Genomic DNA, 18979 nt, shown 5'->3' with positions numbered 1-18979 from the left:
CGATGTGATCGGGACAGGGCAGACTTGAGGCAGGCAACCTTAACCGGCTGCCTGCTGGTTTTGCTTAGTGATCGACAGCGGCACCGGCACCGGCAGGCACACGGACGCTTTCGACCAGATCCTTGATCTCTTGCGGGGTGTCTTTTGTGGACATCGAGACCACATAGGCAACCGCAAAGTTGATCACGGCACCTACCGCACCAATCGCAGTGGACTGGATGCCAAACAGCGATCCGTCAACCGTGTCGGGGAAGCTGTTGGTGCCGGCGACAAAGAACCAACCCTTGTGCAGGAAGATGTAGATCAGCGTAAAGATCAGACCCGCCAGCATCCCTGCCACAGCGCCAACGTTGTTCACGCGCTTGGAAAAGATACCCATCATCAAGGCCGGGAAGATCGACGCCGCCGCCAGACCAAAGGCCAGAGCCACGGTTTGCGCCGCAAATCCCGGAGGATTGAGGCCCAGCCATGTCGCAACAGCAATCGCCACCGCCATCGCGATCCGGGCAGACAACAGTTCGCCCTTTTCCGAGATGCCGGGATTGATCGCACCTTTGACAAGGTCATGGGACACAGCAGACGAAATCGCCAGCAACAGACCCGCCGCCGTGGACAGAGCCGCCGCAAGGCCACCCGCCGCGACCAGACCGATCACCCAACCGGGAAGGTTGGCAATCTCGGGATTGGCCAGAACAAGGATGTCACGGTTGAAGTTGGTCAACTCGTTACCCTGCCAGCCGTTTGCCGCAGCCTTTTCTGCCATCGCGTCGGACTTGTCGTTGTAGTACTGGATCTTGCCGTCGCCGTTCTTGTCTTCCCAGTCCAGCAGGCCGGTTTTCTGCCACGTCAACATCCAGTTGTATTCTGGCGCTGTTTCAATGGTTTCAACAGAAACTGCCGCACCGCTTGTCCCTTCGGGCCACATCAGATTAGTGATGTTCAGGCGAGCCATCGCACCCACCGCAGGGGCGGTCAGATACAAGAGCGCGATAAACACCAGCGCCCAACCAGCAGACCAACGGGCGTCGGACACTTTGGGAACGGTGAAAAAGCGCATGATCACGTGCGGCAGACCCGCTGTCCCGATCATCAGCGACAAAGTGAACAGAACCATGTTCAGGTTGTCCTTGTGCGCCTCGGTATAGCTGGCAAAGCCCAGATCGGTCACAATCTGGTCCAGTTTTTGCAGCAGATACACGCTGCTTTCGCCACCGGTCGAAGACGACACTTCGCTGAACAGACCGAAGGCCGGAATTGGCGTGCCTGTCAGTTGCAGCGAAATGAACACGGCCGGAATGGTGTAAGCCATGATCAGAACGACATATTGGGCAACCTGCGTATAGGTCACACCCTTCATGCCGCCAAACACCGCATAAGCAAAAACAACCGCCGCGCCGATCAACAGACCGGACGTGTTCGAGATTTCAAGGAACCGGCCAAAAGCCACGCCCACCCCTGTCATCTGGCCGATCACATATGTGGTCGAAGCCACAATCAGACAGATCACAGCGACGAGGCGTGCAGTTGGGGAATAGAAACGGTCACCAATGAATTCGGAAACGGTGAATTTGCCGAACTTGCGCAGATAAGGGGCCAGCAAAAGCGCCAGCAGAACATATCCGCCGGTCCAGCCCATCAGGAAGGTCGAGTTGTCATAGCCGGTAAAGGCAATCAGACCCGCCATCGAGATGAACGAAGCCGCGGACATCCAGTCAGCCGCTGTTGCCATACCGTTGGTAACAGGATGTACGCCGCGACCGGCGGCGTAGAATTCCGAAGTGGAGCCCGCGCGGGCCCAGATCGCGATGCCGATGTAAAGCGCAAAGGAAGCGCCCACAAACAGCAGGTTCAGTGTAAACTGGTCCATCAGATCAGTCCTCCTCTACGCCGTATTCACGGTCGAGTTTGTTCATCCGCCACGCGTAGAAAAAGATCAGCGCGAGAAAGACAAGAATGGAACCCTGCTGGGCAAACCAGAAGCCCAGGTCGGTTCCACCGACTGAAACGCCAGCCAGCATCGGACGCAGCAATATGCCAAAGCCGAACGACACGAGCGCCCAGATAATCAGGCTGATCGTGATGATCCGGACGTTGGCAGTCCAATAGCCGGCTCCGTCCCTTTCCGCCTTGGTGTGTGTAGATTGATCCGCCATTTTGGCGCTCCTCCTTTTTGTTTTTCAGGATGTGCAAGAGGGGCGCAACACGCGCCCCTCTTGCGGGTCACAGTTTGGCTGTTACGCCCTTCACGACATCGGAAATGTCCCGTCCGATAGCATCGATGTTGCCCATTGCATTCACACGTTGCAAGGTATTTTGATCTTGGTAATACCGGATAAGTGGTGCCGTCTGTGCGTGATACGCATCCAGCCGTGACATCACCGTCTTGGCGTTGTCATCGGCACGGCGTTTCATATCGGTGCTGCCGCATTTGTCGCACTTACCGTCTGTTTTCGGCGTCTTGAACGTGTCGTGATACCCTTCACCACAATCGGCACAGGTGTACCGGCCTGCGATCCGCACAACCATTTTCACGTCATCGACGTCCAGGCTGATGGCTGCATTGATCCGCTGGCCCGATGCATGAAGCAAGATATCAAGTGCCTGCGCCTGCGCTGTCGTGCGGGGGAAACCGTCAAGGATCACGCCCTTGGCGCAATCGGGTTCGGCCAGACGGTCGCGCAGGATGTCGATCACGATCTGGTCGCTGACCAGTTCGCCCGCTTCCATCACCGCCTTTGCCGCCTTGCCTGCGGGCGTACCCGCAGCCACGGCCGCACGCAGCAGATCGCCGGTGGACAGTTGCACAAGGCCGAACTTCTCTTCCAGCATACGGGCCTGGGTGCCCTTGCCGGCACCGGGCGGGCCCAGCAGGATCACGACCGGCGCGGTTTGTGGTGCTTTTGCCCCGTCCATCACGCGTTCGTCCGGTTCATGCGGTTTTCGATCAGATCATCGACAACGGCAGGCTCGGCCAAGGTTGAAGTATCGCCCAGACTACCAAAATCATCCTCGGCGATCTTGCGCAGAATACGGCGCATGATCTTGCCCGAACGTGTTTTGGGCAAGCCCGGTGCCCACTGGATCAGATCCGGCTTGGCAATCGGGCCAATTTCCGTGCGCACCCAAACTTCAAGCTCCTTGCGGAGTTCTTCGGAAGGCGTTTCGCCGTTCATCAGCGTCACATAGGCGTAAATGCCCTGCCCCTTGATGTCGTGCGGATAGCCGACCACGGCGGCCTCGGCGACTTTGGCATGTGCCACCAGCGCGCTTTCCACTTCGGCGGTGCCCATGCGGTGGCCCGAGACGTTGATCACGTCATCGACGCGCCCGGTGATCCAGTAATCGCCATCGGCGTCACGGCGGCATCCGTCACCGGTGAAATAGTAGCCTTTATAGTCGCTGAAATAGGTCTTTTCAAACCGGTCGTGATCGCCCCAGACGGTGCGCATCTGCCCCGGCCAGCTGTCGGCCAGACACAATACACCCTCGGCGGGGTTGGAATGGATTTCGACACCGGATTGCGGGTCAAGGATCACCGGTTCAATGCCGAAAAACGGCTGCTGTGCCGATCCCGGCTTGAGCTTGGTCGCGCCGGGCAGCGGAGTCAGAAGGTGGCCGCCGGTTTCGGTTTGCCACCAAGTGTCCACGATGGGGCATTTGCCTTTGCCGACAACGTCGTAATACCAGTTCCACGCTTCTGGGTTGATCGGCTCGCCCACGGTGCCCAGCACCTTGAGGTCTGACAGATCATAGGCGTTCACGGGATCATCACCTGCCGCCATCAGCGCGCGAATGGCGGTCGGCGCGGTGTAGAACTGGTTCACCTTGTGCTTTTCGCACACGGCCCAGAACCGGCCCGCATCAGGATAGGTCGGCACGCCTTCGAACATGATCGTGGTTGCGCCATTGGCCAGCGGACCATAAACGATATAGCTGTGCCCGGTAACCCAGCCCACATCTGCGGTGCACCAGAACACATCGCCCTCGTGATAATCGAACACCAGTTCGTGGGTCATCGCGGCATAGGCAAGATATCCCCCGGATGTGTGCACCACGCCCTTGGGCTGGCCTGTCGATCCGGATGTATAAAGAATGAACAGCGGATCTTCGGCGTTCATTTCGGCGGGTGCGCAATAGTCGTCCGCCTCAAGCGCCATTTCGTTGTAATCGTAATCGCGCGACGTCCAGGTGGTCTGTCCGCCGGTGCGCTTCACCACCAGACATTTTACGCTGTCCTTACAGTGCAGCAGCGCCGCATCGGCATTGGATTTCAGTGGTGTCTGGCGCCCACCGCGCGGGGCGTAATCGGCGGTAACAACAACTTTTGCATCACAGCCATTGATCCGCGCGCCCAGCGCATCGGGTGAAAACCCTGCAAACACAATGGAGTGGATTGCGCCGATCCGGGCGCAGGCCAGCATGGCATAGGCCGCTTCGGGGATCATCGGAAGATACAGGATGACACGGTCGCCCTTGCGCACGCCCATGCTTTCCAGAATATTGGCCATCTTGCAGGTGTTGCGATGCAATTCCTTGTAGGTGATGTGCTTGGCGTCTTCTTCGGGGCTGTCGGGTTCCCAGATGATCGCCGTCTGGTCGCCGCGCGTTTCAAGATGGCGGTCGATGCAGTTGGCCGATACGTTCAGCACCCCGTCTTCAAACCACTTGATCGACACGCTGCCCAGATCGAAATTGACGTTCTTGACCTTGGTAAACGGCTTGATCCAGCTCAGGCGTTTTCCCTGTTCACCCCAGAACGCATCCGGATCGTTGATCGAAGCTTCGTAGAGAGATTTGTAGCGGGCCGCGTCGACATGGGCCGTTTTAGCGAACGCCGGATCCGGAGAGAAATCTGACCCTTTGGCCTGGGCAACATTGGGTGTGTCAGTCATCGCATTTCTCCTCCAGATTGCAATCCGGGGGTGCGGGCCGGACAAAACAAAACGTCTAACCGCAATTCTCCCCCTGTAAACAACTCATAGAGACAATGTGCAAATCATCAACTATCCATCTGTAAATGCGCATTAATTTTGTAATTATTTTCACCGCAATCGCGCATTATTGTAAATTTTTGCTGCGGCAATTTGCCAAACATCAACAAATTCAGCGCCTTGCAAGTCAAAACCTGCGGGGCGGCAAATGCAGTGCAGCCTTTCATGCCGGACCCGCCATTCTTGCGGAAACGGCTTTTTAACCGGCGCGGGATAAGCAGGTCAGACGGATCACCTAACCGATCACCACTGGGGCGCGCGATGGATCAGGACAAATTGTTTGGCAACCTGTTTCTGGGTGTCGGCGCAATGAAGGCAGGCACGACATGGCTCTATTCGGTGCTGGATCAGCATCCGAACCTGCATTTCACACCGGAAAAGGAAATCCATTATTTTTATCACCGTTATGTGGACAGCAACCTTCTGAATGAACGCAAACGGCTGCATATGGCGCGCGAACGGTATCTTTTGCGCTTTGATCCCGATCACGCGAATATCGACCGGATCCGCATGAACCTGCATTGGGTGGCCGCCTATCTTTCGCATCCTGTCGATGATTTCTGGTACCGGTCCCTGTTTCAAACCCGGGCACATCATGCCTATGCCTGTGATTTTTCAAACCTGAATGCGCATTTGCCTGTCGCCGCCTGGCGACAGATCGCGCGCCAGTGCACCACGCTGCGGGTTCTGTTCACCATGCGCGACCCGCTGAAACGGCTGTGGAGCCATACAAAGTTCCATCTGCAGATCACCGGCCAGGCCGACAATCTGACCAAATGGGGGCCGCGTGATTATACCGACTTTGTGCGCCAGCCATTCATCTGGCAAAACGCGGAATACGGCCGTGTTCTGCGCACACTGCGCGCCGGGCTGGATCGCGAAACGTGGCGCGCCACCTTCTATGAAACGCTGCACGAAGACCAGATCCCCGCCCTGCGCGAGATTGAAAGTTTTCTGGCGCTTCCACCCCATTCCTATCCAAAAAAGATACTGGACAGGCACCCGACGCAAAGTGTGACTCATCCAATGCCGCCTTTCTTTGCTGAAATTTTCGAAAAAGACATCACGCGGATCAAATCCGAAATTTGCGCCGAAGGGTTCGATCTGCCGCCGCAATGGGGGTAACGCGACCTGTGGCTCAGGGCATTATCCGGCCACGATCCAGCCAACGGACCAGCAACAAGCCCGCAATCAAAGGCACCACAGCACAGGCCAGCACATAGGCAGGTGCGACGTAATCTGCGTGATAATATGGGTAAATGCCGCTGCGCATCATGCCGGTGACATGCACCAGCGGATTGAACCACAACATATCCCCGTAAGGATGCGGCACCGCATCGAACAGAAAGAACACGCAGGACACGATGAACAGAGGCCGCGTGCCGATGGCCCAGACGGATTGCCAGACCGGAACCGCCACATTCAGGACCGCGTTCAGCGTGCCGACCCCGGCACCAAGGCAAATGGCCAACCCATAGGCTATCGCCAGTCTGCCCGCGGATATGACCGGGCCCGCGTTGGTCAGCCCAAGCAGTACCGACAAAACCACCACACCTACGACGATCTGGATCATCCCGTTCAGCACCAGCCGCGCAATCAGCGCGTCCAGCAGTGTAAGGCGCGGATACCGCAGCAAGGCCCGTGAAAACGGCACAGTCTGGCCAAGCTTTGCCGTCAGATCGGTGAACACAAGGAACGGCAGCACACCGCTTGCATAAAACAACGCGAAACTGCTGCCCAAAGGTGGGGCGCGAAACCCTATCGAAAATATCAATGTTAACAGTGCTATACCAAATACAGGCTCTAGCACGGCCCAGACATATCCGCCGGGCGAGCGGCCATAGACAGTTGCCACCTCGCGCAGGATCAGGGCCATCACCGCACGGCCTGCGCTGATGCGCAACCGCATCTGGCGCGGATTTTCCGAAAACATGGCGCACCTTTCGCAAATGTACGTTTTGCAGATTCCGGCAACACAAATGTAACCCATTTGCCGGATAAGCGGTTTGCAGAACATTCGCGCCAAGGCCTTAACAAACCATGTCCAACCCTTCTCTTCTGTTGCAACCAACGGATCATGTGCCGCTCGCATTTCCGGCTCGACACGTGGTGCGCCCTCTGGCCCGTGCGGGCAGGATGCGGCGGCGTCACTGGGCCATTTTGGTCAGTTTCGTGCTGCTGGTCTGTATCCCCGCGGGGCTGGTTGCGGCCTATCTTTACGGGCGCGCGGCCGATCAATATGCCTCGACCGTCGGGTTTTCCGTGCGCAGCGAAACCCCTGCACCGCCCGCAACCCTGCTGGGCGGGCTGGCAGACCTGCCCTCGCAAACGGCATCGGACACCGACATTCTTTATGCCTATCTGGGCAGTCAGGATCTGGTGCGCAAACTGGATGAGGCGGTGGATTTACGCACCATCTGGTCACGCGTTTCCCATGAAAAGGATCCCGTATTCGCGCTGGACCCGCGCGGCACCATCGAAGATGTCGTGGCCCATTGGGCGCGCATGGTCGATCTGGTCTATGATCCCGCTTCCGGCCTGATAGACGTGCACGTGCTGGCCTTTACCCCCGATGATGCACAGAATGTGACGCTGGCGGTTCTGGCCGCGTGCGAGGATCTGATCAATGTGCTGTCCGCGCAGGCGCGCGAGGATGCGATAAAACATGCGCGCGGCGAACTGGGCACGGCTGCGGCACGTCTGAAACAGGCGCGGCTGGATCTGACGGCCTTTCGCAACCGTACCCAGATTGTCGATCCGGCGTTGGACACGCGCAACCAGATGGGCCTGATGATCACCCTTCAGGAACAACTGGCAACGGCCATTATCGATGTCGACCTGTTGCAGGGCAGGACGGGGCAGGATGATCCGCGCATCCTGCGGGCGCAACGGCGCATCGACGTGATTGAAAAAAGCATCGCGACCGAACGGCGCAAGCTGGGGCTGGGCGGCAGCGATCCGGGTAAAACCGTATTTGCCACCCTGATCGGTGAATACGAAGGCCTGATCGTGGACCGCGAATTTGCCGAAAGTGCCTATCTGGCGGCCCTCGCATCTTATGACAGCGCGCGGGCGGACGCGCGCAAACAAAGCCGCTATCTGGCCGCGCATATCCGCCCAACACGCGCGGAAAAAGCTGAATATCCCGCCCGTCTGAAATGGTTTTTGCTGTGCAGCACTGCGTTTTTTTTGCTTTGGGCAGTGCTGTGTCTGGTGGGCTACGGCCTTTATGACAGACGGTAGCGGCACATGATTATCCTGGATCAGGTCAGCAAGACATACCGTGTGCGCGGACAGCAAAACGTGGTGTTGGACCGCATCAGCGCTGTCTTTCCCTCTGGCATGTCCATTGCGCTGCTGGGCGCCAACGGGGCTGGCAAAAGCACATTGCTGAACATTCTGGCCGGCGGGCTGCGCCCCAGTACCGGACAGGTGCGCATAACAGGACGCGTGTCGTATCCCATCGGGTTTTCGGGGGCCTTCCATCCGGATCTGTCGGGCGCGCAGAACGCCCGGTTTGTGGCCCGCCTGTACGGGGCAGACACGCAGGACCTGATTGCCTTTGTCGATGATTTCAGCGAACTGGGCGCGCACTTGCATTTGCCGGTCAGCACTTATTCCGCGGGGATGAAGGCAAGGCTGTCCTTTGCCATTGCCATGGGCATCCCGTTTGACACCTATCTTATGGACGAGGTGACTGCGGTCGGAGATGGCGCATTTCGCAAGAAAAGCATCGCCGTGTTCGAAGCGCGGCGTGCAAGTGCCGGCGCGATTGTCGTGTCTCATTCCACCCCGATGATCCGGCAAATCTGTACCTGCGGTGCGGTGCTGGATCAGGGGCGGCTGAGCTTTCACAATGATATCGAAACAGCCCTGAACCATCATGAAGCCGTTCTGGCGCGCGGGGTGGCGGCATGAATATGTGCACCCGATTCGCCCTGCACGACAGTTTCGCGAACATGGCGCCGACAGCCGGTTTGCCCGTGGTGATCCTGTTGGCCGTCTATAACGGGCAGTCCCATTTGCAGGCCCAACTGGACAGTATCGTGGTGCAATCCCATACCGACTGGCGCATTCTGGCCAGTGATGACGGATCAAGTGATGACAGCCGCGCGATCCTGCACCGGTTCGCGGATGCGGGCCATCCGCTTGTTCTTGTCGACGGGCCGCAACAGGGGCCGGCGGCCAATTTCCTGCACCTTTTGCGCTGCGCCGCGGCCCTTGGGCTGGGGCGCCACCCAATCGCGTTTTGCGATCAGGATGATGTCTGGGCGCAAGACCGGTTGCGCACCGGCCTGTCCGCATTGTCACATCAGCAGGCCGATAACCCTGCCCTGTTTTGCAGCCGATCGGTGATTACCGATGCCGCGCTTGTCCCCAAACAACTGTCACCGCTCTGGTCACATCCCCCTGCATTTACCAATGCGCTGATCCAGAATATCGCGGCCGGACATACGCTGCTTCTGAATCCTGCGGCGTCCGGTCTGGTCTGCGCCGCGGCGCATGAAGCGGGCAGGATCGTGATGCATGACTGGTGGATTTATCAGCTGGTCACAGGCGCTGGCGGTACGGTTCTGCACGACAAGGCAGCCTTGGTGTTTTATCGCCAACACGGGCACAACCTGATCGGGGCCAACAACTCCGCGCGCGCGCGCCTGACACGACTTGGGCAATTGTCGCGCGGCGATGTGCGGTGCTGGAATGACATGAATATCGCGGCCTTGCGTCGCTCTGCGCACCGGCTGCATCCGGCAAACCGCATCGTGCTGGAGGGATTCTGCGATCTGCGTCGGCGCGCACTGCCGGCCCGTCTGTGGGCGTTGCGGCGGCTTGGGATTCACCGCCAGACCCGCGCTGGTACAGTTATGATGTGGTTCGCGGCCCTGTGGGGCTGGTTATGACAGGGCGCGCAGCATGATCAACGCTCTGTTCCGCTGGTCCCTTTTGCGCAAATTCTGTGCAACGGTACAACACGAAGGGCTGGCGCACGCCTTGGAAAAGGCGCGTATTTATACCACCATGATCTGGCGCGGAACCGGGCGCAGTGCTGTGTCGTCGATCGCAAGTGATGTGCCTGAACAGGGTGGGCACTACCTGACGGGAACGTGGCGGATGCTGGCGCAATCGGATGCCTTTCATGTAACCCGCGCCCCCGCTGTTCAATCGCGGCGGCGCAAGATCGCGCTGATCGGCGATCTGAATCTGCCGCAATGCCGCAAATACCGCGTCGAACAGCTTGCCCAGTTCTGGCGCGGTCGAAATGTCGAGGTTGTGTTTGCACATTACCAGGATGTGCCCCGCTGCGTGCATGCCTTGCAGGACACAACGCACCTGATGGAATACCGCCTGACGGCAACCGCCGAAACCACGATGTACCGGTATGAGGCACGGCGTCTGCGCCTGCCGGTGCTGTATGATCTGGATGATCCGCTGTTTTCGGTGTCGGCCTATGAAGGCTACTGCAACATGAAAGTGGTCGGGCCGGCCTTGCAGGCGCAGTTCGTTGCGCAGGCCCCGGGTTATCTGGACATGATGAACGGTGCCGATATCGTCTCGGTTTCCACGCCCGCGCTGGCGCAACATGCGGCGTTTTACTGCCCGCGCCCGATTTACCTGCGCCGTAACTTTGCGGATCAATCCACACTGAAATCAGGCCAGCAGGCGATGGCACTGGCCATGAAAAAGCGTGCCGGTTCGGCGCAGTTCCGTGTTGCCTTTGCCAGTGGATCACAGGGGCACGAGGCCGATTTTGATGTGATCCGCGACGATGTGATCGCGTTTCTGGACGGGGCGGACACCCGCGTTCTTGTGCTGTTGGGGCATTTTGACAAATCCCGCCTGCCTGCGGCGCTGCGCGCCCGGGTCGAGGTGCATGAATTCAGCGGATACGCCTCTTATCTGCACCATCTTGCACAGACAGACTGCGCGATCATGCCGCTGGCGGATGACATGTTCAACCGCTGCAAAAGTGCGGCGCGCGTTCTGGATGCCGCGGCCGTTGGCGTGCCCGCGATCGTAGGATCCGTCAGCGACATGGCACAGGTCGTGGTCCCTGAAACAACCGGAGTTATCGCAGATGGTGCGGGCGCGTGGTGCGCGGCGCTGAACCGTCTGGCGCATGACAAATCCGCCACCCGTGCCATGGGCCGCGCCGCCAGAAAAGCTGTTGAAACGCGCTGGTCGGGCAAGGCCATGCCCCATATGATCGCGCCGGAACTGCTGGACTGGGTGCAGGGATGAACGTACCGCACATCCTGCTGGCCAACGTATTTTTTGCGCCTTTTGCCTACGGGGGGGGCGACCATTGTAGCGCAAGAGGTCGCGCTGGCGCTGGTCCGTCAAAGTGGATGGCGGATCACAGCCGTGTCCGTGTGCCAGCGCGCCGATCTGCTGCCTTATGCGCTGATCAAAACGGAAACGCGCGGCATCGTAAATTATCTGATCAACCTGCCTGAACAACGCTCTTACGCTCAGCTTTACGATAATCCGCAGGTCACCAGCCTGTTGGCGGGTCTGATGGGTCAGCTGGCACCCGATCTGGTGCATGCGCATTGTCTGCAGGATATCGGCACCGGAATAATCGAAGCCGCAGCGCTGAACGATGTGCCGGTTGTGCTGAGTGTGCATGATTTCTGGTGGCTTTGTGATCGGCAATTCATGATCCGCCCCGACGGGCAGTATTGCGGCCAGCAGGTGATCCGCCCGTCTGTGTGCCGCGGATGTGTGGAACACCCTGCGGCGGCTCGTTTCCGTTCGGATCTGTTGCACCGGCGCGCGCGGAACGTTGATCTGATCACTTATCCCAGCCGCTTTGCGCGTGATCTGTCGGAAAAATCAGGATTTGCACCGGGCAAGGGCGTGGTCTGGGAAAATGGCGTGACCGCGCCAAAAGCGGATTTTTTCGCGCGGCAGGCTGCGCGTCGCGCCCGCGACCCCCGCGTTGCGTTCGGGTTTCTGGGCGGGCCTTCGCAGATCAAGGGCTGGCCTTTGATACGGCAGGTGTTTTCCGATCTGCCCCAGACCAACTTATGTGGCCATCTGGTTGATGGCAGTCTGAACGGGTCGTGGTGGAAGGGCCATGATCTGGCAGCCATTGGCGGCGACTGGCAGATTCATCCGCGCTTTGATCAGGACGGACTGGATGCGTTTTACGAAAAAATCGATGTATTGCTGTTTCTCTCACAATGGAAGGAAACCTTTGGTCTGGCCATAAGGGAAGCGCTGTGCCGCGGGATCCGCGTGATCCAGACCGATAGTGGCGGCACCACGGAACATGGCGCGGTGGATCGCGACGCGCTGATCCCCATCGGGCCTTATCCCGATGCGCTAAGGGCGCAGATCGAAAACATACTGGAATTCGGCATAGGCCCGTGTTCCGCCCATCCGGTGCGCAGCTATGGCGAACAGGCAGCAGAATTCGCAGAACTGGTTCAACCGCTTTTGCAAAAAACCCGCAGGGCGCCAAAGATGCGGGCAGGATAGGCGCGGCACAGATCAAAACAGAAAATCGCTTTCGTCCAGATCGCCAAGCGCCACATTGACCAGCAGGATCGAACTGTCCGGTCCTGTCGGCAGCAACAGATCATCGCCGATCCCGATCGCCGCGTCCTGAACATCCGCAAGTGAGCCGAACGCGTCAAGCCCGGACATATCCAGTTTTTCGTGGATGTTCAGCGCGTCGAAATCCATGATCCGGTCATGTCCGTGGCCGTTGGCAAAAACGAACACATCCGCGTTGAAGTTGCCCCAGATGTCATCATCGCCTGCGCCACCGTCCAGCCTGTCAAACCCGGCATCCCCGCGCAGGCTGTCGTTGCCGTCACCCCCGAACAGCATGTCATCCCCTGTGCCGCCCCAAAGCCGGTCATCATCCGTGCCTCCGTCCAGAACATCATCACCGCCCTGACCAAACAGCGCATCGGTGCCCGCATCGCCGCGCAAATCATCCTGACCGTCGCCCCCGAACAGACGGTCAAACCCGTTGCCGCCGATCAATATGTCGTTGCCGGTACCGCCATAAAGATTATCGGCCTGATTGCCGCCGTCCAGCACATCATTGCCCGCGCCGCCATCCAGCAGATCAAATCCGCCGTCGCCAAACAGCAGATCATCGCCGTCTTCGCCAAACAGGCCTTCGATACTGTCGCCTACATTGATGCCGCCCCGCAAAACATCATTGCCAGCACCCCCGTAAAGGCGATCAACCGTGTCCCCGCCCAACAAGACGTCATCGCCGCCTTCACCGTAAAGCGTGTCAAATCCGTCACCGCCCAGCAACCGGTCGTTGCCATCGCCGCCACGCAGTTCATCCGCTTGCGCGCCCCCGTCCAGCACATCGTTGCCCGCCCCCCCAACAACACGTCAAACCCGGCATCGCCGTAAAGAGAATCGTCCCCGTCGCCGCCTTCGATCCGGTCATTTCCGGTTCCGCCGTAAAGCGTATCATTTCCCGCCACGCCCCAAATCGTGTCATCCCCTCCCGCGCCCGATATCAGATCGTTCGCATCATCCCCGTGCAGCCAGTCGGCCATGTCGCTGCCCGTTAGCGGTACGCCGCCGGCATAGGTAACCACGATCTGGTCCACCGGAATGCCGGTATAGGTCACGCGATCTGTCGTCACGAATGTATCCGCCCCGAAATCTGCCGAACCCAGAGGCGTTAGTGTGGCGCTGCGCACCTCGATCACCTCTTCGCCATAGCGCAGTTCGGCCCCCCAGGATCGCGGCAGAACAATCAGATCAGCCAGATCCCATTGCTGGTCCAGGCCGGTCAGATCGATCCTGTCCAGACCCGGCTGGAAATCGGTAATGACATCGCGCTGGTCATCGCGCACGAACACGAAATCATCCGCGCCCGCGCCACCGGTCAGGATATCCGCTCCAGCCCCGTCAATGATGATATCGTCCCCCGCCCCGCCATTGAGAATATCGGCCCCGCCCCGCCAGAATATCCGCCGCACCGGTGCCTGACAGGGGGCCGCCAGCGGCATCGGCATTCAGCATGCTGCCACGCCCTTGAAACGTAAGCAGATATTCGGACAGGTAGGGTGCCGACTGCGTCGATACCCACAGGTGCAGTTCGTCACCCGACACATGCGCCTCAAGCCCGGTGATATTGTTCAGGGGGGATGCAATGCTGCCGGCAACCGTTTCAACAGGATGCAGCCGCCCGCCGGGCAGCAGGGCAAACACGCTGAACCCGCTGTCGGTTCCCGCAGCGATCACAAAGGACATATCGCCCATTTCAACCACCTCAAGATGGGAGGTATGGGCAAAGCGGGTTTCAAGACTGTCGAGGACATGATCGGCCACTTCAAACCCGTCAGTGTCAGAAAACCGCAGCACCGTCAGGGACTGGCTGCCCGATGCGGCCATGATCACAAAACTTTCACCCGCAACTTCGGCAAAGGCCAGCGACGCAGGGTCTGAAAACCAGCCGGTATCGGCACCGGCGAAAACGCTGGCAAGCGGTTCGATCTGCGCCGCATCGTCCAGACGAAACAGGCCAAGCGCATCGTCTTGCGCGTACCCCGCAACGCCATAATGGACGCCGTCGATCGTTGCAGACGCCATGGCGCTGACGCGCGTATCGGGGAGAACACCGCTACCGGGCGCGATTGAGGCAGCCGCCTGCCCCGTATTTGACAGATCAAGGCTGATCAGACCGCCCGAGCGGACCGACACCAGCCCGAATTGCGTGCCTTCAACCCATTCAATATCCGTGAATGTGGCAGCGCTGACCCCACTGGTCTGCCATGCGGATTGCATCCCGAACACGCCCGCCGTGCCCGCAGCAGGCAAAGACAGACCCATCAGATCGTCAGACAGCAGCCCCGCCAGCAGCAACTGCGCGCCGTCAGGCCCGTAAGCAACCGCAATATCCGTGCTTTCCAGTTGCAGAAAGGTGTCGTCCAGATACCAGTTGTCCGTCAGCGTGGCACCACCGGACGAAACATCATATGCACTTAGCCATCCGCCCGCCCGCGTGACCGTGAACAGAACCGGTGTTGCGCCGCCTGCATAAAGATACATATCAGTGATCCCGGCCAATGCCGGTTCCGACGCGCCCACAACCGGTGTGGCTGTCGCAAACTGCGCCAGTTTCATTCCAGACCCTTTCCCACTTCCGTCAGGCAGGATGGTGCAAAGACCCTAACCGCGCGTTGCCCGATTGTGTTCAAATCGGGAAACTCATTTCGGATTTTAGGGGTTGATGTGTTGCAGATTGAGGCAAACCGGCGCGCGCATCACTTATCTTTTCTCAATATATCAGCCGCAGTTTCCATCTGATATACCCCTAAACCCCTTGCAAAAGGAACATTTCATGGTCGAAACCTCGGCAGCCTTGTCGCTGCCCTATATTCAGCCGTCTCAGGCGCAAAAACACGTGACCCACAATGCCGCCCTGCGCATTCTGGATGCGGCCACGCAACTGTCGGTGCTGGAAGGGGCGCGCGCCACGCCGCCCGCGCAGCCCGCAACCGGGGATCGGTATCTGATCGCATCGGGGGCCACCGGTGACTGGGCGGGGAAAGACGGGCAAGTTGCAGTTTTCGACGGCACCGGCTGGACCTGCGTGATGCCGAAACCCGGCTGGCGCGCAGATATTATCGCCACAGGGGCACAGGTGCGCTTTGACGGGGGGGCATGGGTGGCGGCCCTGCCCGATTTGCAGAACGTGCCACAAATCGGGGTGCAGGCAACAGCGGATTCCACCAACCGGCTGGTGGTGGCCAGCGATGCCACCCTGTTCAGCCATGACGGTTCCGATCACCGGCTCAAGATCAACAAGGCCGCGGATGCGGACACGGCCAGCCTGCTGTTTCAGTCGGGCTGGGCCGCTCGCGCCGAAATCGGGCTGTCAGGATCAAACGAGTTGTCGGTCAAGGTTGGCACCGATGGCGTGTCTTTGCGCGATGCTCTGGTGATTGATCCGGCCGATGCGTCCCTGCGGGTGCCATCGGGGCAGACCTATCTGGCCGATATCCTGCTGGACGATGACAGTGCGCACAGCTTTGATATTCCGTGGTCCGATCCGTCGCGCGCCCTGATCTGGATGGGGGTTGATCTGACGGGCCACAGTTTCCTGTTCTCGGTCACGGGGCCGCTGGCGGGGGCGGCCAATTTCACAGCCCTGTTCACCGCTCCCGCAGGTACGCTGGAATTTGCCAGCGGTGCGCTGACAGGCACGACCGGGCCTGATGGCCATTTGAGCGTTGCGATAGATACAGGCGGCGCAACCCCACGGTTTTACATCGAAAACCGTCTGGGGGCCGCGCGCCAGATCACTTTGGCCACTTTGGGCCGCTGATTCCGGCCCGGCCCCGATGATCCTGCCCGCCAGCCCGCGCTGGCGGGCTGTTTTAAATGCAACTTTTTCGCACGCCGAAGAAAACGTAAAATCTGCAACCGTGACACGCCGCGCCTTGCTTGCTATGGCTGTGAGCATTGATGTTACGGAGTTTTTTTTCGAGTGCGCATTACCAAGACTGACCTGCCGGACCTGTTGATCCTTGAACCGGCGCGCTTTGGCGACGAACGCGGTTTTTTTTCCGAAAGCTGGAACCGCAAGACCCTGCAAGATCAGGGGATCAATATCGAATTTGTCCAAGACAATCATTCGCTGTCCGCCGCTGTGAACACCGTGCGCGGGTTGCATTTTCAATCGCCCCCTCATGCACAGGCCAAGCTGGTGCGGTGCGGGCGCGGCGTGCTTTTTGATGTCGCGGTGGATGTACGGCGCGGATCGCCCGCGTTCGGGCGCTGGTTCGGGATCGAACTGAGCGCAGAAAACGGCAGACAGTTATTAGTGCCTGCCGGGTTTCTGCACGGGTTTGCGACGCGCGCCCCCGATACCGAAATCATCTACAAATGCAGCGATTATTATGCGCCGGAATGTGACGGGGCTGTGCGCTTTGACGATCCGGCCATCGGGATTGATTGGGGCCTGAGCGGCCCTGCGATCCTGTCGGACAAAGACGCAGGGGCACAGATGCTGGATGCGTTCGATACGCCTTTCACGTGGGAAGGATAGACCATGAAGTTGCTTGTGACGGGGGGGGCGGGATTTATCGGGTCTGCCGTGGTGCGCCAGGCAATACGTGATGGCCACAGCGTCATCAATCTGGATGCGCTGACCTATGCGGCCTGTCTGGATAACGTGGCCAGCGTTGCGGATGATGCCCGCTATACCTTTGTGCACGCGGATATCCGGGATCGCGCCGCGCTGGATGAAGTGTTTGCCACCCATGCGCCCGATGCCGTCATGCATCTTGCGGCGGAATCCCATGTCGATCGGTCCATTGATGGCCCCGGTGCTTTCATCGACACCAATGTCATGGGCACTTACACCCTGCTTGAAGCCGCGCGCAACTATTGGGTCAGCGAAGGGCGGCCAGACCGGTTCCGCTTTCATCATATTTCAACAGATGAAGTGTTCGGATCGCTGGGGGCGACAGGGCAATTCACCGAAACCACACCCTATGACCCGCGCAGCCCCTATTCGGCAAGCAAGGCAGCCAGTGACCATCTGGTGCGCGCCTGGGCGGAAACCTATGGCTTGCCTGTGGTTCTGACCAATTGTTCGAACAATTACGGACCGTTCCATTTCCCCGAAAAACTGGTGCCGGTGGTCATTCTGAACGCATTGGCCAGCAAGCCCATTCCGGTTTACGGCGCGGGCGAAAACGTGCGCGACTGGCTTTATGTCGAAGACCACGCAGATGCGTTGCTGACCGTGCTGCAAAAGGGGCGGGTGAACCGCAGCTATAATATTGGCGGCGAAAACGAGGTGCGCAATATCGATCTGGTGCGGATGATCTGTGCCATTCTGGATGAAAAGCGACCTAAATCAGCGCCTTACGCTGACCAGATCACGTTTGTCAGCGACCGCCCCGGCCACGATCTGCGCTATGCGATCGACCCGACGCGCATTGCATCCGAACTGGGCTGGCGTCCGTCTGTCACCTTGCAGAAGGGGCTGGAAAAGACCGTGCAATGGTATCTGGACAACGAACCATGGTGGCGCGCCCTGCAAGATCGTGCCGGAGTAGGCGAACGGCTGGGCACCAAGTCATGATTCTGGTGTTTGGCAAAACCGGTCAGGTGGCCAGTGAACTGGCAAAATTCGATGACATCAAAACGCTGGGCCGCGATCCGGCGGATCTGAGCGATCCGGCGGCCTGCGCCGACGCCATCACCGCCTGTGCGCCCGCTGCCGTGATCAACGCCGCCGCTTACACCGCCGTCGACGCTGCCGAGGAAAACGAGGCGCTGGCCAGCGTGATCAACGGCGATGCGCCCGGCACCATGGCGCGCACCTGCGCCACTTTGAACATTCCTTTTGTCACGATTTCAACGGATTACGTATTTTCCGGCACAGGATCCGCGCCATGGAAGCCGTCGGACCCCGTTGGGCCGCTGGGCGCTTACGGGCGGTCCAAACTTGCGGGTGAGCGTGCGGTTCTGGATGCGGGCGGCAGCGCCGCGATATTGCGCACAAGCTGGGTGTTTTCTGCCCACGGCCTCAATTTCGTCAAAACCATGCTGCGGCTGGGGGCGGAACGGGATGCGCTGAACATCGTGGCCGACCAGATTGGCGGGCCGACGGCAGCGGGCGACATTGCGGCGGCCTGCGTCACAATTGCCAGAGCGCTGATAGACACGCCCCGCGCCCCTGCGCTTTATCATTATGCAGGCACACCCGACGTCAGTTGGGCCGATTTTGCCCGCACGATTTTTGACATGGCAGGGATCGACTGTACCGTGACCGACATTCCGTCCAGTGCCTATCCGACTCCGGCAATGCGACCAAAAAACTCGCGTCTGGACTGTCGTGCTCTGACCCGCACTTTCGGGATCGAACGGCCCGACTGGCGTGTTTCGCTGCGTGCGGTGCTGTCAGAACTGCAGGCGATATAGGCCGCACAACCAAAGCAATATACCAACCGATCCGAATTTATCGTATTTCTACCACAGTCTTGCCCTTC

General features: G+C 59.2%; 18 protein-coding genes and 2 pseudogenes. 10 read left to right on the top strand and 10 right to left on the bottom strand.

The features are described from left to right. Positions 1-64: 64 nt before the first annotated feature. The 5 genes from C1J05_RS07470 to C1J05_RS21700 all read right to left on the bottom strand — a co-directional run bounded on the left by C1J05_RS07470 (position 65) and on the right by C1J05_RS21700 (position 5158). The gene (locus C1J05_RS07470; protein ID WP_114869699.1) at positions 65-1867 is read right to left on the bottom strand and encodes a sodium:solute symporter family protein; all 1803 of its coding nucleotides are present in this window, start codon (positions 1865-1867) and stop codon (positions 65-67) included. A gap of 4 nt (positions 1868-1871) precedes the next feature. Beyond that, the gene (locus tag C1J05_RS07465) at positions 1872-2153 is read right to left on the bottom strand and encodes a DUF4212 domain-containing protein (RefSeq protein ID WP_114869698.1); all 282 of its coding nucleotides are present in this window, start codon (positions 2151-2153) and stop codon (positions 1872-1874) included. 67 nt (positions 2154-2220) lie between these two features. Further along, a complete protein-coding gene (locus tag C1J05_RS07460) occupies positions 2221-2913 on the bottom strand; it encodes an adenylate kinase (protein ID WP_114869697.1) in 693 nt (230 codons plus the stop codon). Next, positions 2913-4892 carry an acetate--CoA ligase gene (gene acs, locus C1J05_RS07455; RefSeq protein ID WP_114869696.1) on the bottom strand — a complete coding sequence of 660 codons (1980 nt, stop codon included), beginning with the start codon at positions 4890-4892 and terminating at the stop codon, positions 2913-2915. The genes C1J05_RS07460 and acs overlap by 1 nt, the downstream gene beginning before the upstream one ends. 107 nt (positions 4893-4999) lie before the next feature. After that, positions 5000-5158: a hypothetical protein gene (locus C1J05_RS21700; RefSeq protein ID WP_205389167.1), complete on the bottom strand. Its 159-nt coding sequence runs from the start codon at positions 5156-5158 to the stop codon at positions 5000-5002. A gap of 94 nt (positions 5159-5252) precedes the next feature. Here C1J05_RS21700 and C1J05_RS07450 point away from each other — a divergent pair, with 94 nt between their 5' ends. Further along, entirely contained in the window at positions 5253-6116 is an 864-nt protein-coding gene (locus C1J05_RS07450) for a sulfotransferase (protein WP_114869695.1), read from the top strand. Positions 6117-6129: 13 nt separating this feature from the next. Here the strand turns inward: C1J05_RS07450 and C1J05_RS07445 are convergent, their stop codons facing one another. Beyond that, complete coding sequence (locus tag C1J05_RS07445) at positions 6130-6924, bottom strand: ABC transporter permease (RefSeq protein WP_254684738.1); 795 nt, start codon at positions 6922-6924, stop codon at positions 6130-6132. A gap of 107 nt (positions 6925-7031) precedes the next feature. On the opposite strand from C1J05_RS07445, the gene C1J05_RS07440 reads away from it, so the two are divergent. The 5 genes from C1J05_RS07440 to C1J05_RS07420 are packed head-to-tail and all read left to right on the top strand — an operon-like array spanning position 7032 to position 12473. Continuing rightward, entirely contained in the window at positions 7032-8234 is a 1203-nt protein-coding gene (locus C1J05_RS07440) for a capsule biosynthesis protein (protein ID WP_114869694.1), read from the top strand. Between the two features lie 6 nt (positions 8235-8240). Beyond that, the gene (locus tag C1J05_RS07435; RefSeq protein WP_114869693.1) at positions 8241-8909 is read left to right on the top strand and encodes an ABC transporter ATP-binding protein; all 669 of its coding nucleotides are present in this window, start codon (positions 8241-8243) and stop codon (positions 8907-8909) included. Next, complete coding sequence (locus C1J05_RS07430) at positions 8906-9892, top strand: glycosyltransferase (protein ID WP_254684737.1); 987 nt, start codon at positions 8906-8908, stop codon at positions 9890-9892. The genes C1J05_RS07435 and C1J05_RS07430 overlap by 4 nt, the downstream gene beginning before the upstream one ends. 13 nt (positions 9893-9905) lie before the next feature. Then, a complete protein-coding gene (locus C1J05_RS07425) occupies positions 9906-11231 on the top strand; it encodes a glycosyltransferase family protein (protein ID WP_114869692.1) in 1326 nt (441 codons plus the stop codon). A gap of 33 nt (positions 11232-11264) precedes the next feature. Beyond that, on the top strand, positions 11265-12473 hold the full coding sequence (locus C1J05_RS07420) for a glycosyltransferase (RefSeq protein WP_114869691.1): 1209 nt from the start codon (positions 11265-11267) through the stop codon (positions 12471-12473). A 12-nt stretch (positions 12474-12485) separates the two neighbouring features. On the opposite strand, the gene C1J05_RS07415 is transcribed toward C1J05_RS07420, so the two are convergent. The 4 genes and pseudogenes from C1J05_RS07415 to C1J05_RS07400 all read right to left on the bottom strand — a co-directional run bounded on the left by C1J05_RS07415 (position 12486) and on the right by C1J05_RS07400 (position 15098). Then, positions 12486-13160 carry a calcium-binding protein gene (locus C1J05_RS07415; RefSeq protein WP_254684736.1) on the bottom strand — a complete coding sequence of 225 codons (675 nt, stop codon included), beginning with the start codon at positions 13158-13160 and terminating at the stop codon, positions 12486-12488. Between the two features lie 15 nt (positions 13161-13175). After that, a pseudogene (locus C1J05_RS22115) lies at positions 13176-13325 on the bottom strand (calcium-binding protein); the annotation flags it as partial. A gap of 71 nt (positions 13326-13396) precedes the next feature. After that, positions 13397-13981 (bottom strand): annotated as a pseudogene (locus C1J05_RS21860) (calcium-binding protein); the annotation flags it as partial. Next, the gene (locus tag C1J05_RS07400; RefSeq protein ID WP_114869689.1) at positions 13881-15098 is read right to left on the bottom strand and encodes a hypothetical protein; all 1218 of its coding nucleotides are present in this window, start codon (positions 15096-15098) and stop codon (positions 13881-13883) included. The gene C1J05_RS07400 and the pseudogene C1J05_RS21860, both read right to left, overlap by 101 nt. A gap of 217 nt (positions 15099-15315) precedes the next feature. Here C1J05_RS07400 and C1J05_RS07395 point away from each other — a divergent pair, with 217 nt between their 5' ends. The 4 genes from C1J05_RS07395 to rfbD all read left to right on the top strand — a co-directional run bounded on the left by C1J05_RS07395 (position 15316) and on the right by rfbD (position 18911). Then, positions 15316-16302: a DUF2793 domain-containing protein gene (locus C1J05_RS07395; protein ID WP_162797955.1), complete on the top strand. Its 987-nt coding sequence runs from the start codon at positions 15316-15318 to the stop codon at positions 16300-16302. Between the two features lie 162 nt (positions 16303-16464). Continuing rightward, complete coding sequence (gene rfbC / locus C1J05_RS07390; RefSeq protein ID WP_114869687.1) at positions 16465-17025, top strand: dTDP-4-dehydrorhamnose 3,5-epimerase; 561 nt, start codon at positions 16465-16467, stop codon at positions 17023-17025. A 3-nt stretch (positions 17026-17028) separates the two neighbouring features. Beyond that, complete coding sequence (rfbB, locus tag C1J05_RS07385) at positions 17029-18069, top strand: dTDP-glucose 4,6-dehydratase (protein ID WP_114869686.1); 1041 nt, start codon at positions 17029-17031, stop codon at positions 18067-18069. Continuing rightward, positions 18066-18911, top strand: a complete 846-nt coding sequence (gene rfbD / locus C1J05_RS07380) for a dTDP-4-dehydrorhamnose reductase (RefSeq protein WP_114869685.1) — start codon at positions 18066-18068, stop codon at positions 18909-18911. Before rfbB ends, rfbD begins: the two co-directional genes overlap by 4 nt. Positions 18912-18979: the final 68 nt, after the last annotated feature.

Origin of the sequence: Sulfitobacter sp. JL08 (assembly GCF_003352045.1) — a bacterium.
Lineage (GTDB): Bacteria > Pseudomonadota > Alphaproteobacteria > Rhodobacterales > Rhodobacteraceae > JL08.
Note: the sequence above shows the minus strand (reverse complement) of the source record. Positions and strands in the feature narration are given on the sequence as shown.

Coding starts and splice junctions, on each gene's coding strand:
- C1J05_RS07465 (WP_114869698.1), bottom strand. CDS start 2,153: ATGGCGGATCAATCTACACACACCAAGGCGGAAAGGGACGGAGCCGGC.
- rfbB (WP_114869686.1), top strand. CDS start 17,029: ATGAAGTTGCTTGTGACGGGGGGGGCGGGATTTATCGGGTCTGCCGTG.
- C1J05_RS07435 (WP_114869693.1), top strand. CDS start 8,241: ATGATTATCCTGGATCAGGTCAGCAAGACATACCGTGTGCGCGGACAG.
- C1J05_RS07430 (WP_254684737.1), top strand. CDS start 8,906: ATGAATATGTGCACCCGATTCGCCCTGCACGACAGTTTCGCGAACATG.
- C1J05_RS21700 (WP_205389167.1), bottom strand. CDS start 5,158: ATGAAAGGCTGCACTGCATTTGCCGCCCCGCAGGTTTTGACTTGCAAG.
- rfbD (WP_114869685.1), top strand. CDS start 18,066: ATGATTCTGGTGTTTGGCAAAACCGGTCAGGTGGCCAGTGAACTGGCA.
- C1J05_RS07400 (WP_114869689.1), bottom strand. CDS start 15,098: ATGAAACTGGCGCAGTTTGCGACAGCCACACCGGTTGTGGGCGCGTCG.
- acs (WP_114869696.1), bottom strand. CDS start 4,892: ATGACTGACACACCCAATGTTGCCCAGGCCAAAGGGTCAGATTTCTCT.
- C1J05_RS07425 (WP_114869692.1), top strand. CDS start 9,906: ATGATCAACGCTCTGTTCCGCTGGTCCCTTTTGCGCAAATTCTGTGCA.
- C1J05_RS07470 (WP_114869699.1), bottom strand. CDS start 1,867: ATGGACCAGTTTACACTGAACCTGCTGTTTGTGGGCGCTTCCTTTGCG.
- C1J05_RS07445 (WP_254684738.1), bottom strand. CDS start 6,924: ATGTTTTCGGAAAATCCGCGCCAGATGCGGTTGCGCATCAGCGCAGGC.
- C1J05_RS07450 (WP_114869695.1), top strand. CDS start 5,253: ATGGATCAGGACAAATTGTTTGGCAACCTGTTTCTGGGTGTCGGCGCA.
- C1J05_RS07460 (WP_114869697.1), bottom strand. CDS start 2,913: ATGGACGGGGCAAAAGCACCACAAACCGCGCCGGTCGTGATCCTGCTG.
- C1J05_RS07440 (WP_114869694.1), top strand. CDS start 7,032: ATGTCCAACCCTTCTCTTCTGTTGCAACCAACGGATCATGTGCCGCTC.
- C1J05_RS07395 (WP_162797955.1), top strand. CDS start 15,316: ATGGTCGAAACCTCGGCAGCCTTGTCGCTGCCCTATATTCAGCCGTCT.